The sequence below is a fragment of the Lentzea cavernae genome, assembly GCF_014653695.1.
GTDB classification, from domain to species: Bacteria; Actinomycetota; Actinomycetes; order Mycobacteriales; family Pseudonocardiaceae; genus Lentzea; species Lentzea cavernae.
On the sequence record NZ_BNAR01000010.1, the window covers coordinates 272,773 to 289,001 of the forward strand.

A 16,229-nucleotide genomic window follows, 5' to 3' on the forward strand; every position below is an offset into this window, starting at 1 on the left:
GAAAAGGCGAACGCCCCGGTCGACGTCGTTGTCGGCCGGGGCGTCATGCTGCTCTCCGCTGTCGGACGCCGTTGTCAGACCACAGCGAGCGGAAGCTGGTTCGGGATGACCGGCGAAGGCAGGCTCGAGGAGCCCGTGAGGAACTTGTCCACGGCGTTCGCCACGGACCGCCCCTCGGCGATCGCCCACACCACCAGGGAAGCGCCGCGGTGGGCGTCCCCGCAGACGAACACGCCGGGCGCGGTCGTCTGCCAGTCGGAGCCGCACGAGATCGTGCCGCGCTGCGTCAGCGAGATGCCCAGGTCGTCCAGGAGCCGCATGTGCTCGACGCCCTCGAAGCCGATCGCCAGCAGCACCATGTCCGCGGGCAGGACCTCGACCTCGTCGGACAGCGGCACCACCGAGCGGCGGCCGGACGAGTCCCTCTCGACGCGCACCTGCTGCAGCTCGATGAACCGCACGTGGCCGTCCTCGTCGCCCACGAAGCGCTTGACGGCGACGGTGAAGCGGCGTTCGCCGGCCTCCTCGTGCGCGGGGTACGTGCGCAGGATGTGCGGCCACACGGGCCACGGCGAGCGGTCGTCGTCGCGGACGGACGGCGGCATCGGGTACTGGTCGAGCTGCGTCACGGACAGCGCGCCCTCGCGGGTCGCGGTGCCGTAGCAGTCGGCGCCCGTGTCGCCGCCGCCGATGACGATGACGTGCTTGCCCTCGGCCGAGAACGAGGACGGGCCGTCGCCCTCGACGGCGCGGTTCGCGGGGACCAGGTGGTCCATCGCGAGGTGCACGCCCTTGAGCTCACGTCCGGGAGTCGTCTTGTCGTCACGGCCGCGGAGCGCGCCCACGGCGAGCACGACCGAGTCGAACTCGGCCCGCAGCTGCTCGACCGTGATGTCGACGCCGACCTCGCAGCCGGTCACGAACTTGGTGCCCTCCTTGCGCAGCTGCGACAGCCTGCGGTCGAGGACCTTCTTCTCCATCTTGAACTCGGGGATGCCGTAGCGCAGCAGCCCGCCGAGCCGGTCGTCGCGTTCGTAGACCACGACCTCGTGTCCCGCGCGGGTCAGCTGCTGCGCGGCGGCGAGCCCGGCGGGACCGGAGCCGACGACCGCGACGCGCTTGCCCGAGGACACCGCGGCCTGGGAGGGCTGCACGTAGCCGTTCTCCCACGACACGTCCGCGATGGTCTCCTCGACCCGCTTGATCGCGACGGCACCGCCCGCGTCGTGCGAGATCGACAGCACGCAGGCCGCCTCACACGGTGCCGGGCACAGACGACCCGTGAACTCCGGGAAGTTGTTGGTGGCGTGCAGGCGGTCCGAGGCTAGCTCCCAGTCGCCGCGGCGCACCAGGTCGTTCCACTCGGGGATCAGGTTCCCGAGTGGACAGCCCGCGGTTCCGCTGTGGCAGAAGGGGATGCCGCAGTCCATGCACCGCGTCGCCTGCGTGCGGACGGCCTGGTTGCGCTCGGCCGGCTCCTCGTGCAGGTAGACCTCGTTCCAGTCCTGCAAGCGATCCGGCTTCGAGCGCTTCGGAGCGTCGGAGCGGGAGTACTTCATGAAACCCTGTGGATCAGCCACGAGACGCCTCCATGACAGCCGCGTCAACATCCCGGCCCTCGGCGCGCGCGAGGCGCATGGCCTCGAGAACGCGCTGGTAGTCGCCGGGCATGACCTTCGTGAACGCACCGGCCCTGCGGGTCCAGTCACCGAGCAGCGACGCGGCGACGGCGGAACCCGTCGCGTTGTGGTGCTTGGTGACGGCGTCCTTGAGCCAACGCAGGTCCTCGGCGCTGAGGCGCTGCAGATTCACCATCTCCTGGTTCACCGACAGGGGATCCAGGTCGAGCACGTACGCGATGCCACCGGACATGCCGGCCGCGACGTTGCGCCCGGTCGGCCCGAGCACCACGGCCCGGCCACCGGTCATGTATTCGAACGCGTGGTCGCCCACGCCCTCGGCGACCAGCAGCGCGCCGGAGTTGCGCACGCAGAAGCGTTCGCCGACCCGCCCGCGCAGGAAGACCTCACCGGCCGTGGCGCCGTAGCCGATCACGTTGCCCGCGATCACCTGCTGCTCGGCGCGGAACGGCGCGTCGTCGTGCGGCCGGACGATGATCCGCCCGCCGGACAGGCCCTTGCCGACGTAGTCGTTCGCGTCGCCGACCATCTCCAGCGTGATGCCGCGCGGCAGGAACGCGCCGAGCGACTGGCCGGCCGAGCCGGTCAGCTTCACGTGGATCGTGTCGTCCTCGAGGCCCTCGCCGCCGAAGCGGCGGGTGACCTCGGCGCCGAGCAACGTGCCGACGGTGCGGTTGACGTTGCGGACCGGCAGTTCGAGGGTGACCTTGTGCGCGTCCTCCAGCGCCGCCTCGGCGAGCTGGATCAGCGTGCGGTCCAGTGCCTTGTCGAGGCCGTGGTCCTGGTCGCGGATCTTGCGCTTCGCCGTCGGGTACGGGGTCTCCGGCACCTCGAAGACCGGGTCCAGGTTCAGGCCCGAGGTCTTCCAGTGCTCGATCGCCTCGTCCTTGTCGAGCAGCTCCGCGTGACCGACGGCCTCGTCGATCGTGCGGAAACCGAGCTCGGCCAGGATCTCGCGGGCCTCCTGCGCGATGAACTCGAAGAAGTTCACGACGTGGTCGGCCTGACCGGTGTAGCGGGCGCGCAGGTCGGGGTTCTGCGTGGCGACGCCGACCGGGCACGTGTCCAGGTGGCAGACGCGCATCATCACGCAGCCGGCGACGATCAGGGGTGCCGTGGCGAAGCCGAACTCCTCGGCGCCCAGCAGCGCGGCGACGACGACGTCGCGACCGGTGCGCATCGCGCCGTCGACCTGGACGGTGATGCGGTCGCGCAGGCCGTTGAGCAGCAACGTCTGCTGGGTCTCGGCGAGGCCGATCTCCCACGGCGTTCCCGCGTGCTTCAACGAGTTCATCGGCGAGGCGCCGGTACCGCCGTCGTAGCCCGAGATCAGCACGACGTCCGCGTGCGCCTTCGCCACACCGGCGGCGACGGTGCCGACGCCGATGGACGAGACGAGCTTCACGTGAACCCGCGCCTGCTCGTTCGCGTTTTTAAGATCGTGGATGAGTTGCGCCAGATCCTCGATCGAGTAGATGTCGTGGTGCGGCGGCGGCGAGATCAGACCGACACCCGGCGTGGAGTGCCGGGTGCGCGCGACCCACGGGTAGACCTTGAAGCCGGGCAGCTGGCCGCCCTCGCCGGGCTTCGCGCCCTGCGCCATCTTGATCTGGATGTCCGTGGAGTTCACGAGGTACTCGCTCGTGACGCCGAACCGTCCACTCGCGACCTGCTTGACCGCCGAGCGACGCTCCGGGTCGTACAGGCGCTCGCGGTCCTCGCCGCCCTCACCGGAGTTCGAACGACCGCCGAGGCGGTTCATCGCGATGGCCAGGGTCTCGTGCGCCTCCGCCGAGATGGAGCCGTACGACATGGCGCCGGTGTTGAAGCGCTTGACGATCGAGCTGACGGGCTCGACCTCGTCGATCGGGATCGGTGTGCGGCCCTCGCCCCGGAACTTGAACAGCCCGCGCAGCGTGCCGCCCTGCCGGGAGATGCGCTCGACCTCCGCCGTGTACTGGCGGAAGACCTCTTCCTTGCGCGTCTTCGTGGCGTGCTGCAGCAGGAACACCGTCTCCGGCGTGAACAGGTGCAGCTCGCCCTCGCGGCGGTACGAGTACTCGCCACCGACCTCGAGCCGGCGGTGCTCGCGCGCCGTCGGGTTGTCCGGGTGGGCGCGGCGGTGGCGCAGCGCCACCTCCTCGGCGAGCACGTCGAGGCCGGCGCCGCCGAGCTTCGACTGCGTGCCGGTGAAGTACTCGTCCAGCAGGTCGTTCGACAGGCCGACGGCCTCGAAGATCTGCGCCGCGGTGTAGGCGCCGACCGTCGAGATGCCCATCTTCGACATGATCTTCAGGACGCCCTTGACGAGCGCCTTGACGTAGTTGCGGATCGCCTTGTGCGCCGGGACGCCGGTGATGGCGCCCTGGCTGATCAGGTCCTCGATCGTCTCGAACGCGAGGTACGGGTTCACCGCGGCGGCGCCGTAGCTCAGCAGGGCGGCGACGTGGTGGACCTCGCGGCAGTCACCGGACTCGACGACGAGGGCGACGCGCAGGCGTTCCTTGGTGCGCACCAGGTGGTGGTGCACCGAGGAGACGAGCAGCAGCGACGGGATCGGCGCCATGCGGTGGTCCGAGTCGCGGTCGGACAGCACCAGCGTGCGAGCGCCGTTCGCGATGGCCTCCGACGCCTCGCGGCGCACGCGCTCGATCGCGGCCGTCAGCGCCTCGCCGCCACCGTCCACCTCGTACAGTCCGGACAGGACGGTGCACGCGAAGCCCGGCAGGTCGCCGTCGTCGTTGATGTGGATGAGCTTGGCGAGCTCGTCGTTGTCGATGACCGGGTAGTCGAGCGTCACGTGGCGGCACGAGACGGGGCCGGGGTCGAGCAGGTTCTGCTCGGGGCCCATCACGCGCTTGACCGACGTGACGATCTCCTCGCGGATCGCGTCCAGCGGCGGGTTCGTGACCTGCGCGAAGTTCTGCACGAAGTAGTCGTAGAGCAGCCGGGAGCGCTGGCTGAGCGCGGCGACCGGGGTGTCGGTGCCCATCGAGGCAAGCGGTTCCATGCCCATGATCGACATGGGCGTCAGCAGGATCCGCAGCTCCTCCTCGGTGTAGCCGAAGGTGAGCTGGCGGCGCACGACGGACTCGTGGCTCTGCACGACGTGCTCGCGGTCCGACAGGTCGGCGAGGTCGAGCAGGCCGGCGTGCAGCCACTCGTCGTAGGGCGACTCCGAGGCCAGCGACGACTTGAACTCCTCGTCGTCGATGATGCGGCCCGCGGTGGTGTCCACGAGGAACATGCGGCCCGGCTGCAGGCGGCCCTTCGCGACCACCTGGTCGGACGGCACGTCGAGCACACCGGTCTCGGATGCGAGAACAACTCGGCCGTCGGCGGTCTGCCACCAGCGGGCGGGACGCAGGCCGTTGCGGTCGAGCACCGCGCCGACGAGCTCGCCGTCGGTGAACGTGACACAGGCCGGGCCGTCCCACGGTTCCATCAGCGACGCGTGGAACTGGTAGAACGCGCGGCGCTTCGGGTCCATCGTGGCGTGGTTCTCCCACGCCTCCGGGATCATCATCAGCACCGCGTGCGGCAGGCTGCGGCCGCCGAGGTGCAGCAGCTCCAGCACCTCGTCGAACGACGCCGAGTCCGAGCCGTCCGGGTTGCAGATCGGGAACAGCCGGGCGAGGTCGCCCGGGATGAGTTCGCTGTCCAGCAATGCCTCGCGGGCGCGCATGCGGTTGCGGTTGCCGCGAACGGTGTTGATCTCACCGTTGTGCGCGACGAACCGGAACGGGTGCGCGAGCGGCCACGAGGGGAAGGTGTTCGTGGAGAAACGGCTGTGCACCAACGCGATCGCCGTGTAGAGGCGCTCGTCGTGCAGGTCGGGGAAGAACGCCGGCAGCTGCGCGGTCGTCAGCATTCCCTTGTAGACGATCGTGCGCGCCGACAGCGACGGGAAGTAGACGCTGCCCTCGTGCTCGATCCGCTTGCGCAGGCAGAAGGCCAGGCGGTCCAGGGCGATCCCGGACTCGTCGCGCGTGCCCTTGACGAACAGCTGCGCGAAGTGCGGCGCCACCGACATCGCGGTCGGGCCGACGTCCGCCGTCTCCGGGTCGACCGGGACGTCGCGCCAGCCGAGAACCACGAGGCTCTCCTGCTCGGCGATGCGCTCGATCTCCTGCATGGCGGCAGCGCGTTCTTCGGGTTCGAACGGGAGGAAGGCGATTCCCGCCGCGTACTGCCCGCGCTCGGGCAGGTCGAACTCGACGACGGCACGCAGGAACTCGTCCGGCAGTTGCAGAAGGATGCCAGCACCGTCGCCCGACGTGGGCTCTGCGCCCGCGGCGCCCCGGTGCTCCAGGTTCGCCAGCGCTGTCAAGGCATCGACGACGATGCCGTGGGAACGCCTGCCCTGGATGTCGGCCACCATGGCGACACCACAGGCGTCGCGCTCATCAGCCGGGTCGTAGAGACCCTGGGGGCCGGGGATGGCGGAGAAGATCACTTCGCAGACCTCCTTCGTCGTCCTCGCTAAAGAACAAAGTCCTCGTGCTCAGACCTCGAACCAACAGGTGGGAGCACGGGACGACGATGGCCCGCGTGTTGACGCGACTTTAACAGCCGCGAAACCCAGGGACACCCGCCAATGGGTGATCTAGGTCATGGAAGTGTAACGATTCCTGGGTGTGGACCGATATTGCGGCCAACGTCGGCGTTCGTTACAGCCGGGTAAGCGTAACCGAACGTTCAACCAGGGCCAGCCCGATGAGAGCTGCGCTACAGTCACGATTTGCCACTGGATGAGCCGGACGCACCCCCGTTCTCACTGGTCAGACGCCTGCCGTCCCAGTTAGCGGACGCTCACCTCAGTGCAACCCGGTCGTGCGGGCACCGTCCACTCGGGCAGATCACGACCGTTGGCCACCAAACGAAAACCGAGGCCCCGTTCACCCCGCGCCGCATGCGGGGAGAGCAGGACCTCGGCATTCGTGGAGGTCGGCGAGGTCGCGTGGCCGGAGGCGGGAAGAGTCGCCTCCGGCCACGGACGTCTCAGTGAGCCGCGACCGGCTCCTTCTTGTCGTCGTTCTCGCCGGTCTGCTTGGACAGCAGGTCGTCGACGTCGACGCTGTCGGGGTCGTTCAGCACGCGGGTCAACTGGTCCTTGTCCAGGGCCTTCTGCCAGGCGGCGACCACGAGCGACCCGACACCGTTGCCGATCACGTTCGTGATGGCGCGGGCCTCGGACATGAAGCGGTCGATGCCGACGATCAGCGCGATGCCGACGGCGGGGATGGCCGAGTGGGCCTCGAACGCCTGCAGCGAGGCGGCGAGGGTGACGAGACCGGCACCGGTGACGCCCGCCGCGCCCTTCGACGCGATCAGCATGAAGAGCAGCAGGCCGATCTGGACGCCGATCGACACGTCGTGACCCGTGGCCTGGGCGATGAAGATCGCGCCCATGGTCAGGTAGATGCAGGTGCCGTCGAGGTTGAACGAGTACCCGGTCGGGATCGTGAGGCCGACGACCGACTTCTGGGCGCCCGCCGCCTCCAGCTTGACCATCATGCGCGGCAGCACCGACTCGGAGGACGACGTGCCGAGGACGATCAGGATCTCGTCCTTGATGTAGCGCAGGAACTTGAAGAGGCTGAAGCCCGCGAACTTCGCCACGAGGCCGAGGACCACGATGACGAACAGGATGCAGGTCGCGTAGAACGAGCCCATCAGCCAGAGCAGCTTGCCCAGGACGCTGCCGCCGAACTTGCCGACGGTGTAGGCGATGCCGCCGAAGGCGCCGATCGGGGCGACGTACATGACGATCTTGATGATGCCGAACATCACCTTGGAGAGCGTCTCCATCGCGGAGACGACCTTGGCGCCGCGCTCACCCATGCCGGCGACCGCGACGGCCACGAGGATGGCGACCACGAGCACCTGGATCAGCTGGCCGTCGGTGAACGCGCTGACGAACGACTTCGGCACCAGGCTCAGGATGAAGCCGGTGACACCGGTCTCCGCGGTCGAGGCTGACTTCAGCGTCGCGTCGGCCTGGCTCGCGTTGAGCGCGATGTCTCCGCCGTGGTGGCCCGGCTGGACGAGGTTCACGACGATGAGGCCGATGGCGAGCGCCACCGTGGTCATCGCGGTGAAGTAGAGGATCGTCTTGAGCGCGAGCCCGCCCGCCTTGGCGAGGTTGCCGAGGCCCGCGATGCCGACGATGATCGTCGCGAAGATGGTCGGCGCGATGACGACCTTGACCAGGTTCACGAACAGGTCGGCGAGCCACTTCATCTCGGACGCCTGTTTGGGGAACAGGAAGCCGACGGCAGCGCCCAGAACGATGGAGACGAGCACCCAGAAGTAGAGGTGCTTGTAGATCGGTTTGCGCCCTGTGGTCGTGGTGGCCACTGTTCCTCCTTGAACTACGTGTTGGGGAGAGAGTGAGCCGCGCCACCTGGCCCGACAAGCGGACGTCCGGAAACTTCAGACAGCCCTGACGTAACAGCTAGGCTTCATCGGTGTCGTTCAGCCGTCGCACACTTCTGGTAGGGGCCGGACTGGCTCTCGCCGGGTGTACCCCGCGCAGGGTCGAGGCACCCGCTGAACTGGTGCTCGCGACCGGGCCGGAGGGCGCGGTGTTCCGCGAGGTCGGGGGCGCCCTGGCGGCCGCGCTGGCCGAGCAGCTGCCCGGCACGAAGGTCACGGCGATCCCGACGGCCGCGTCGGTCGAGAACCTGCAGTTGCTGCGATCAGGTGAAGCCCAGCTCGCGCTGTCCTCTTTGGACCCCATCGACGACCCGCAGAGCGTCCGCGCGGTCGGCAGGCTCTACGACAGCTTCATGCAGATCGCGGTGCCGGTGGCGTCCCCGATCACCAGCTTCGGCGATCTGGCCGGCAAGCGGATCTCGTTGGGTCCCAACGGATCCGGCACGGAGTTCACCGCCGAGCGGATGCTCGAGTTCTTCGGGGTGTCCGCAATGGACGAACGCATGGCGCACGCCGAGGCCTCCCGCCGGGTCGCGAACGGGTCGCTCGACGCGTTGCTGGCGCTGACCGGCATCCCGACGCCCGCGATCACCGACCTGCACGGCGACGTCCGGCTGATCGACATCCCGCAGGAGGCGATCAAGCTCGCCGACGCGTACAAGGGCCCGTACATCCCCGCGACCATCCCCAGCACGATCTACGAGGACGTGGCGGCGAACCAGACGTTCGCGGTGCCGAACCTGCTGCTGGCGCGCGAGTCGCTGAGCGCCGACGTCGTGGAGGTCGTGACGCGCACGGTGTTCACCGAGACCGCGCGGATCGTGGAGGGGCACCCGGAGGCGTCGCGCATCAACGTCCGCACCGGCATCGCGACCGGTCTCGTACCGCTGCACGACGGCGCTATGCGGTGGTTCCGTTCCGTGAAGCGCTGAGAGCGACCTTCACGTCCAGTCCGGGGCCCGCGTCGTGCAGGGTGAGCGTACCGCCGGCCGACTCGATCAGCTCGGCGCAGATCGCGAGCCCCATGCCGGTGCCCGCGACGTTCTGGTGCTTGGTGGCGCGCCAGAAGCGTTGCAGCGCGAGCTCGCGTTCCTCCGGGGTGAGGCCGTCGCCGTTGTCGACGACGTGCAGCTCACCGTGCTTGCCGGCGATCACGACCTCGGAGCCGCCGGAGAGCCGGATGGCGTTGCTGACGAGCTCGTCGAGCACGCTGCCCAGGCCGCCCGGCGGCTCCTGCATGGTCAGCCCGGCCGGCACGTCGATCTTCAGCGTGACACCGGACCTGCTGGCCAGCGCCTGCCACGCCGCCCGGTGCGTCGCGAGCAGCTGGTCGATCTCGACGGGTTCGGTCTGCCGCGCGCTGTCGAGCCTGGTCGCGGCGAGCAACGTGTCGAGGACGCGCCCCATCTCCTCGGCCTCCTCGACCGCGATCTGGTGCGCCTCTCTCGCGTGCTCCCCCTCGACGTGCGGCTCGAGGTTGTCCACGGCGAGCCGCAGACTCGCCAGCGGGTTCCTCAGCTGGTGCGACGCGTCGGCCACGAACGCCTTCTGCCTGTTCAGGGCCTTGCCGACGACGTCGACCATGGTGTTGAAGCTGCGTGCGAGCCTTCTGAGCTCCTGCGGCCCTCCAACCTCGTCCGCCCGCACGTCGAGGTTGCCCGCGGCCACGGCGGCGGTGGCCTCGTCGAGCCTGCCGACCGGCCGGAGCACCCACCGCGACATCGGCCAGGCGGCGGCGACCACGGCCAGCATCGGCGCGAGACCGGCCAGCGCCATCAGCCCCCACTGCCGCAGCACCTCGGCCCGCAGGCCGCGCGTCTGCGAGATGGTGACGACGGCGGCCACGACCTCGCTGTCCCGTCCGACCGGCTCCACCACGACCATGGGCCCCGTGCGCCACGGCCAGCCCGTGTACTCGGGCTCGGGCCGCACGCCGCCGTTCAGCGCCGTGTTGAGGGCCTTCGTGACCTCGGGGTCGTCGGTGGGGTCGAAACCGAGCCGTGAGGCCAGCAGGATCCGCTTGTCCGCGCTCACGAGGGCGACCGGGACGTCGTAGAGGTGGTCGTAGCCCTGGATCTCCTGGCTCAGTGCCTCGAGCCGGTCCGACTGCAACGCGCTCTCGCCGAGCGAGGCGAACCTGCTGGCGTCACCGAGGCGGTCGAGGTACGTCGTCTGCGTCTCGCGCTGCACGACCGCGGACGCCAAAGGGATGCCGAGCGCCGCGACCAGGGCGACGAGCAGCGGAACGGTGATGGCGAGCAGTCGGCGGAGCATCGCTTGAGATTGTTCCGCACGGCCCAGTGGATGTCTCTCGGAGCCTCGTCACGTGGCGAGGCGGTAACCCACGCCGCGCACGGTCTCTATCTTGACGTGACCGCCGAGCTTTCCGCGCAGCGCCGCGATGTGCGTGTCCAGCGTCCGCGACGGCGCCTCCCAGTGCGCCTGCCACACCTGGTCGACGATGAAGTCGCGGCTCACCACCTCGCCCTTGCGGGTCGCGAGGAGGGCGAGCAGGTCGAACTCCTTGCGGGTCAGCGAGAGCGGTTCCCCCGCGAGCGTGACCGCGCGCGTCGACGTGATGATGTGCAGCGGCCCGACCTCGACCGGCGCCTCGCTCTCCGGCTCGGCGCGGTGCGCGCGGGTCCGCCTCAGCACGGCTTCGATCCGGGCCAGGAGCTCGGACGTGCCGAACGGCTTCACCACGTAGTCGTCAGCCCCCGCGCGCAGGCCGAGCACGCGCTCACGTTCCTCGCCGCGTGCGGTCACCGTGATGACGGCCGTGCCCGGACGGTGCCGCAGCTCGCGCAGCACGTCCAGGCCGTCACCGTCGGGCAGGCCGAGGTCGAGCAGGACCACGTCGGCGGGCGCGGCACGCAGCGCGTCGGCGGCCGTGGCCACCCGATGCACCTCGTACCCCGCGTGCCGCAGCGCGGTCAGCAGGCCCCTGGCGACCCGGTCGTCATCCTCGACGACGAGCACGCGCACAGATCACTCCGGTTTGACGGACTCCGGGGAGTCCTTCTTGTCCTTCTCGGCGACATCCCCGGCCGGCGCTTCCTCCGCGGCCTCGGTGGTCCCGTCGGTGCTGGTGTCGTCGTTCAGCGGCCTGAGCGGCGACGTCGACGACGGGGTCGACGACGGGGTCACGCCGCTGCTGCGCACTGCGGCGACGTCCTCCCGCTCACCGCGCGACTTGGCGATGATGAAGTACGCGACGGCGCCGAAGAACACGATCGCCGACACGAACACGTTCACGCGCGTGCCGAAGATCAGCGTGGCCTCGTCGGTGCGCATCAGCTCGATCCAGAACCGGCCGGCCGTGTACCCCGCGACGTACAGCGCGAAGACCCGGCCGTGACCCAGCCGGAACTTCCGGTCGGCCCACACGATCAGGAACGCGACACCGAGGTTCCACAGCAGCTCGTAGAGGAACGTCGGGTGCACGACCTGGATCGGCGTGTGGTCGACGGCGACACCGGCCAGCGCGTCCTCGCGCCCGTCCTGCGTCACGCGGCGGTAGATCTCCAGACCCCACGGCAACGTCGTGTCGCCGCCGTAGAGCTCCTGGTTGAAGTAGTTGCCGAGCCGTCCGATGGCCTGCGCGGCGACGATGCCGGGCGCCAGCGCGTCCGCCATCGCGGGCAACGGGATGCCCTTGCGCCGGCACCCGATCCACGCACCGACGGCGCCGAGCGCGATGGCGCCCCAGATGCCGAGGCCACCGTTCCAGATCTCCAGCGCCGCGAGCGGGTCCTTGCCCGGCCCGAAGTACTTCTGGTTGTCGGTGATGACGTGGTAGAGCCGGCCGCCGACGAGACCGAACGGCACGGCCCACACGGCGATGTCGGTGACCTCGCCCTTGATGCCGCCGCGTTCGACCCAGCGGCGCTCACCCCACCAGATGGCGACGATGATGCCGGCGATGATGCACAGCGCGTAGGCCCTGATGGGGAGCGGACCGAGGTGCCACACACCTTGGTCGGGGCTCGGGATCGTGGCCAGAAGGGCGTCCAACACGGCGCCCACCGTACCGGTCGCCCCGTGAGCGTCCCGTGGGGACGCTCGATCGTTATCCGATCCTGGGCTCTTGATCACGGACCTGGGATGCTCGGACGCGCTGCGGGCGGACTCCCGAAAGGTCGGACATGACGGTCCTGGTGGTCGGTGGCGGTATCGGCGGACTGGCTACGGCGCTCGGGCTCGCGCGGGCCGGGCAGCGCGTGACGGTGCTGGAGGCCGCGGCGGCGTTCGAGGAGATCGGAGCCGGGATCCAGGTCGGGCCCAACGGGTTCCGCGTGCTCGACGCGCTGGGCGTGGGTGCCGCCGTGCGCGCTCGGGCCGTGCACGTGGACGAGGGACGCCTGCGCTGCGGGGTCTCCGGGCGGCTGATCGCCGCGCTGCCGTTCGACGAGGGCTTCCAGCGCCGGTTCGGCACCTACGCGGTGGTGCACCGCAACGACGTGCTCGCGCCGTTGCTCGACGCCTGCCGCGACGACGAGCGGGTCGACCTCCGGGTGAACAGCGGCGTCGAGGCCTACGAGCAGGACGCCGACGGGGTCACGGCGGTGCTGCGGTCAGGTGACCCCGTGCGCGGGACGGCTCTGGTCGGCGCGGACGGGTTGCGGTCGGTGGTGCGGCGACAGCTCGTGGGCGACGGGGATCCTCAGGTGTCCGGGCACACGACGTTCCGCGCGGTCATCCCGGCCGAGGACGTGCCGCAGTCGTTGAAGGACAACGTCGTCACGCTCTGGGCGGGGCCGCGCTACCACGTCGTCTGGTACGTGATCGCCGGCGGACGGTTCGTGAACCTCGTGGCCACCACCGACAACGGCGCCACCGACCCCCTGAGCGGCAAGCCCGTCGAGCACGCCGAGGTGTTGAAGCACTTCACGCCTTTGTGCGACGACGCGGCGCGCGTCATGGCGCTCGCCCGCGAGTGGCGGGCGTGGGTGCTGTGCGACCGCCCACCGATCACGACCTGGCAGGACTCCCGTGTCGTGCTGCTCGGCGACGCCGCCCACCCCGTGCTGCAGTACGCCGCGCAGGGCGCCTGCCAGGCGTTGGAGGACGCCGTGTGCCTCTCGTCCGCGTTCGACTCCCGCGACGTGGCCGGCTCTCTCGCGCGGTACGTGGCTCTGCGTTCGGAACGGACCGCGCGCGTGCACCACGTCTCGCGGTTGATGGGCCGCGAGGTCTACCACCCGGCCGGGGAGGCGGCTCGGGCTCGTGACGCGATGTTCGCCTCGTGGACCACGGAGGACCTGCACGAACGACTGGAGTGGCTCTACGGCTAGAACGTGATGGTCACCGGGAACGGCCGCTCGGTTTCCAGCACACCGCCCTTGCTGACCGCGATCTCGACGTACTCGCCGTGCTGGAGTTCCAGCAGCGTGGCTTCGACGACGTGCGGCTCCGGGTCGACCATCAGGTAGTACTCGATGCCCGCCTGGGCGTAGAGGCCGCGCTTCAAACCCTTGTCGTTGAGCCGGGTGCTGGGCGAGAAGACCTCGCCGACCAGCACCACGTCCGAGACCGGGAACATGACTCCCGCTTCTCTCGGCCTCACGACCGTGAAGTCCGGGATCACCAGGCGCCCGCTGGACAGCAGGACGTTCAACTCGATCGTCGCTTCGAGGTAGTCCGGGCAGGCGGCGACCAACGACCTGAAGGCGCGCCCAGCCAGCTGCTGATGGCGGTACGACCCCAGCGGGCTCACGAGGAGCATCCCGTCGACGAGTTCGATGCGCTGGCTGTTGTCCTCGGGGAGCGACAGGACGTCGTCGAGCGACCAGGGACCCGCGTGTCTCGGCAGCAGGTACTGGGCTGGTGCCGTCTCTGCTGGAGCTGCCACTGGGCATCACCTCCGAAAGCCGCCCGGCGAGTACCAGTGTGGCACGCCGGACGGATGGCTGGCTTGTGCATGACGCCACGATCGCAGGTCAGAGCGATACCGAAGTGGGGTTTCCGGCCCACCAGCACCAGATTCACTCGATCAGGTGTTCGAATATGTGTCATCCTCTTGGAGGAACATCAAGGACTTGTCAGCACAACGCAAAACCGCCCGGCCAGAAGACCGGGCGGTTGCACGAACGGGAGGAGGTTCAGACGGTCGCGGCCACGCCGGACCGCACGCCCTGGGCGAGGTCGGCGGCCAGCGCGCGCACCGCGGCATCACCCTCGGCCACGGCCGACACGAACGCCGAGCCGACGATGACGCCGTCCGCGAACCCGGCGATCTCGGCGGCCTGCGCACCGGAGCGCACACCCAGCCCGACACCGATGGGCAGCGTGGTGTGCTCGCGCACCCGTGCGACGAGCGCGGGAGCGGCGGACGACACGACGTCACGGGCGCCCGTGACGCCCATGACCGCGGTGGCGTAGAGGAATCCGGACGAGGCACGCGCGGTCATCTCGATGCGGTCCTCGGTCGACGACGGCGCCACCAGGAACGTGCGGTCGAGGCCGTGCGCCTCGGACGCGGCCATCCAGTCCTCGGCCTCGTCCGGGACGAGGTCGGGCGTGATGATGCCGAGCCCACCGGCGGCGGCGAGGTCGCGCGCGAACGCGTCGACGCCGTAGCGCAGCACCGGGTTCCAGTACGTCATGACGACCGCACGCCCACCGGCGGCGGTCACGGAAGCCACCACGTCGAACAGGTCGCGCACGCGGAAGCCCGCGGACCGCGCCTGCTCGGCGGCGGCCTGGATCGTCGGGCCGTCCATCACCGGGTCGGAGAACGGCAGGCCGACCTCGACCAGGTCACATCCCGACTCGACCATCGAACGGAGGTGGTCCTTGGAACCGGCGACCGTCGGGAAACCCGCGGGCAGGTAGCCGATCAGCGCGGCGCGCGACTCCGCCTTCGCGGCGGCGAACACGTCGGACAACGTCGACATCAGGCCTGTCCCCCGTCAGCGAGGCCGAAGTACTTCACGGCCGTGTCCATGTCCTTGTCACCGCGGCCGGAGAGGTTCACGACCAGCAGGCCGTCCGGGCCGAGCGACGGGCCGAGCTTCAGCGCGCCCGCGAGCGCGTGCGAGGACTCGATCGCCGGGATGATGCCCTCGGTGCGCGAGAGCAGGGCGAACGCCTCCATGGCCTCGGCGTCGGTGACCGGGAAGTACTCGGCGCGGCCGATGTCCTTGAGGTGCGAGTGCTCGGGCCCCACGCCGGGGTAGTCGAGACCGGCGGAGATCGAGTGCGCCTCGGTGATCTGGCCGTCCTCGTCCTGCATGACGTACGACATCGCGCCGTGCAGCGAGCCGGGCGTGCCGGCCGTCAGCGTCGCGCCGTGGCTGCCGCTGTCGAGGCCGGAGCCGCCGGGCTCGACACCGACGAGGCGGACGTCCGCGTCGTCGATGAAGCCGTGGAAGATGCCGATCGCGTTCGAACCGCCACCGACGCAGGCGACGACGGCGTCGGGCAGGCGCCCGGCCTTCTCGAGGATCTGCTCGCGGGCCTCGATGCCGATCACGCGGTGGAAGTCGCGGACGAGCAGCGGGAACGGGTGCGGGCCGGCGGCCGTGCCGAGCAGGTAGTGCGTCTCGTCGACGTTGGTGACCCAGTCGCGCAACGCCTCGTTGATCGCGTCCTTCAGGGTGCGCGACCCGGACTTCACCGGGATGACCTCGGCGCCCAGCAGGCGCATGCGGGCGACGTTGAGCGCCTGGCGCTCGGTGTCGACCTCGCCCATGTAGACGACGCAGTCTAGGCCGAGGAGCGCGCACGCCGTCGCCGTCGCCACGCCGTGCTGGCCGGCGCCGGTCTCGGCGATCACGCGCTTCTTGCCCATGCGCTTGGTCAGCAACGCCTGACCGAGCACGTTGTTGATCTTGTGCGAACCCGTGTGGTTGAGGTCCTCGCGCTTGAGCCACACCCGCGTGCCGGCGTGCTCCGCGAACTTCGGGGCCTCGGTCAGCAGCGACGGGCGGCCCGCGAAGTCCCTCAGGAGCCGCTTGAACTCGTTCACGAACTCCGGGTCGATGCGCGCCTTGTCGTACTCGGCGGCCAGCTCGTCCACCGCGGCGATCAGGGCCTCCGGGACGAACCGGCCGCCCCACGGGCCGAAGTGGCCGCGTGCGTCGGGATCATGCGGTGTGGGCGTGAACTGGCCCATCGGGTGGCTCCTCTGGCGCTTGGATCAACCGTGCC

11 protein-coding genes are annotated in these 16,229 nt (G+C 69.8%); 2 read left to right on the forward strand and 9 right to left on the reverse strand.

What is annotated here, in order from left to right; translation table 11 throughout:
• Window positions 1-74: 74 nt before the first annotated feature.
• The 3 genes from IE307_RS30275 to dctA all read right to left on the reverse strand — a co-directional run bounded on the left by IE307_RS30275 (window position 75) and on the right by dctA (window position 8,000).
• Window positions 75-1,580, reverse strand: a complete 1,506-nt coding sequence (locus IE307_RS30275) for a glutamate synthase subunit beta (RefSeq protein WP_191302791.1) — start codon at window positions 1,578-1,580, stop codon at window positions 75-77.
• Window positions 1,573-6,096, reverse strand: coding sequence for a glutamate synthase large subunit (gltB, locus tag IE307_RS30280; protein ID WP_191302792.1), 4,524 nt, complete (start codon window positions 6,094-6,096; stop codon window positions 1,573-1,575). Before gltB ends, IE307_RS30275 begins: the two co-directional genes overlap by 8 nt.
• A gap of 545 nt (window positions 6,097-6,641) precedes the next feature.
• A complete protein-coding gene (dctA, locus tag IE307_RS30285) occupies window positions 6,642-8,000 on the reverse strand; it encodes a C4-dicarboxylate transporter DctA (RefSeq protein WP_191302793.1) in 1,359 nt (452 codons plus the stop codon).
• 110 nt (window positions 8,001-8,110) lie between these two features.
• Between dctA and IE307_RS30290 the strand changes: the two genes are divergently transcribed.
• Entirely contained in the window at window positions 8,111-9,010 is a 900-nt protein-coding gene (locus IE307_RS30290; protein ID WP_229905214.1) for a TAXI family TRAP transporter solute-binding subunit, read from the forward strand.
• Here the strand turns inward: IE307_RS30290 and IE307_RS30295 are convergent.
• The 3 genes from IE307_RS30295 to lgt are packed head-to-tail and all read right to left on the reverse strand — an operon-like array spanning window position 8,979 to window position 12,092.
• Entirely contained in the window at window positions 8,979-10,352 is a 1,374-nt protein-coding gene (locus IE307_RS30295) for a sensor histidine kinase (RefSeq protein WP_191302794.1), read from the reverse strand. The two genes, IE307_RS30290 and IE307_RS30295, sit on opposite strands and share 32 nt — an antisense overlap.
• Before the next feature lie 48 nt (window positions 10,353-10,400).
• On the reverse strand, window positions 10,401-11,063 hold the full coding sequence (locus IE307_RS30300; protein WP_191302795.1) for a response regulator transcription factor: 663 nt from the start codon (window positions 11,061-11,063) through the stop codon (window positions 10,401-10,403).
• A gap of 3 nt (window positions 11,064-11,066) precedes the next feature.
• Entirely contained in the window at window positions 11,067-12,092 is a 1,026-nt protein-coding gene (gene lgt, locus IE307_RS30305; protein WP_191302830.1) for a prolipoprotein diacylglyceryl transferase, read from the reverse strand.
• A gap of 131 nt (window positions 12,093-12,223) precedes the next feature.
• Here lgt and IE307_RS30310 point away from each other — a divergent pair, with 131 nt between their 5' ends.
• Complete coding sequence (locus IE307_RS30310) at window positions 12,224-13,372, forward strand: FAD-dependent monooxygenase (protein WP_191302796.1); 1,149 nt, start codon at window positions 12,224-12,226, stop codon at window positions 13,370-13,372.
• On the opposite strand, the gene IE307_RS30315 is transcribed toward IE307_RS30310, so the two are convergent.
• The 3 genes from IE307_RS30315 to trpB form a co-directional block, all read right to left on the reverse strand.
• On the reverse strand, window positions 13,369-13,929 hold the full coding sequence (locus tag IE307_RS30315) for a Uma2 family endonuclease (RefSeq protein ID WP_229905215.1): 561 nt from the start codon (window positions 13,927-13,929) through the stop codon (window positions 13,369-13,371). The genes IE307_RS30310 and IE307_RS30315 overlap by 4 nt on opposite strands.
• Before the next feature lie 250 nt (window positions 13,930-14,179).
• Entirely contained in the window at window positions 14,180-14,974 is a 795-nt protein-coding gene (gene trpA / locus IE307_RS30320) for a tryptophan synthase subunit alpha (protein WP_191302797.1), read from the reverse strand.
• Window positions 14,974-16,194, reverse strand: coding sequence for a tryptophan synthase subunit beta (gene trpB / locus IE307_RS30325; RefSeq protein WP_191302798.1), 1,221 nt, complete (start codon window positions 16,192-16,194; stop codon window positions 14,974-14,976). Before trpB ends, trpA begins: the two co-directional genes overlap by 1 nt.
• Window positions 16,195-16,229: the final 35 nt, after the last annotated feature.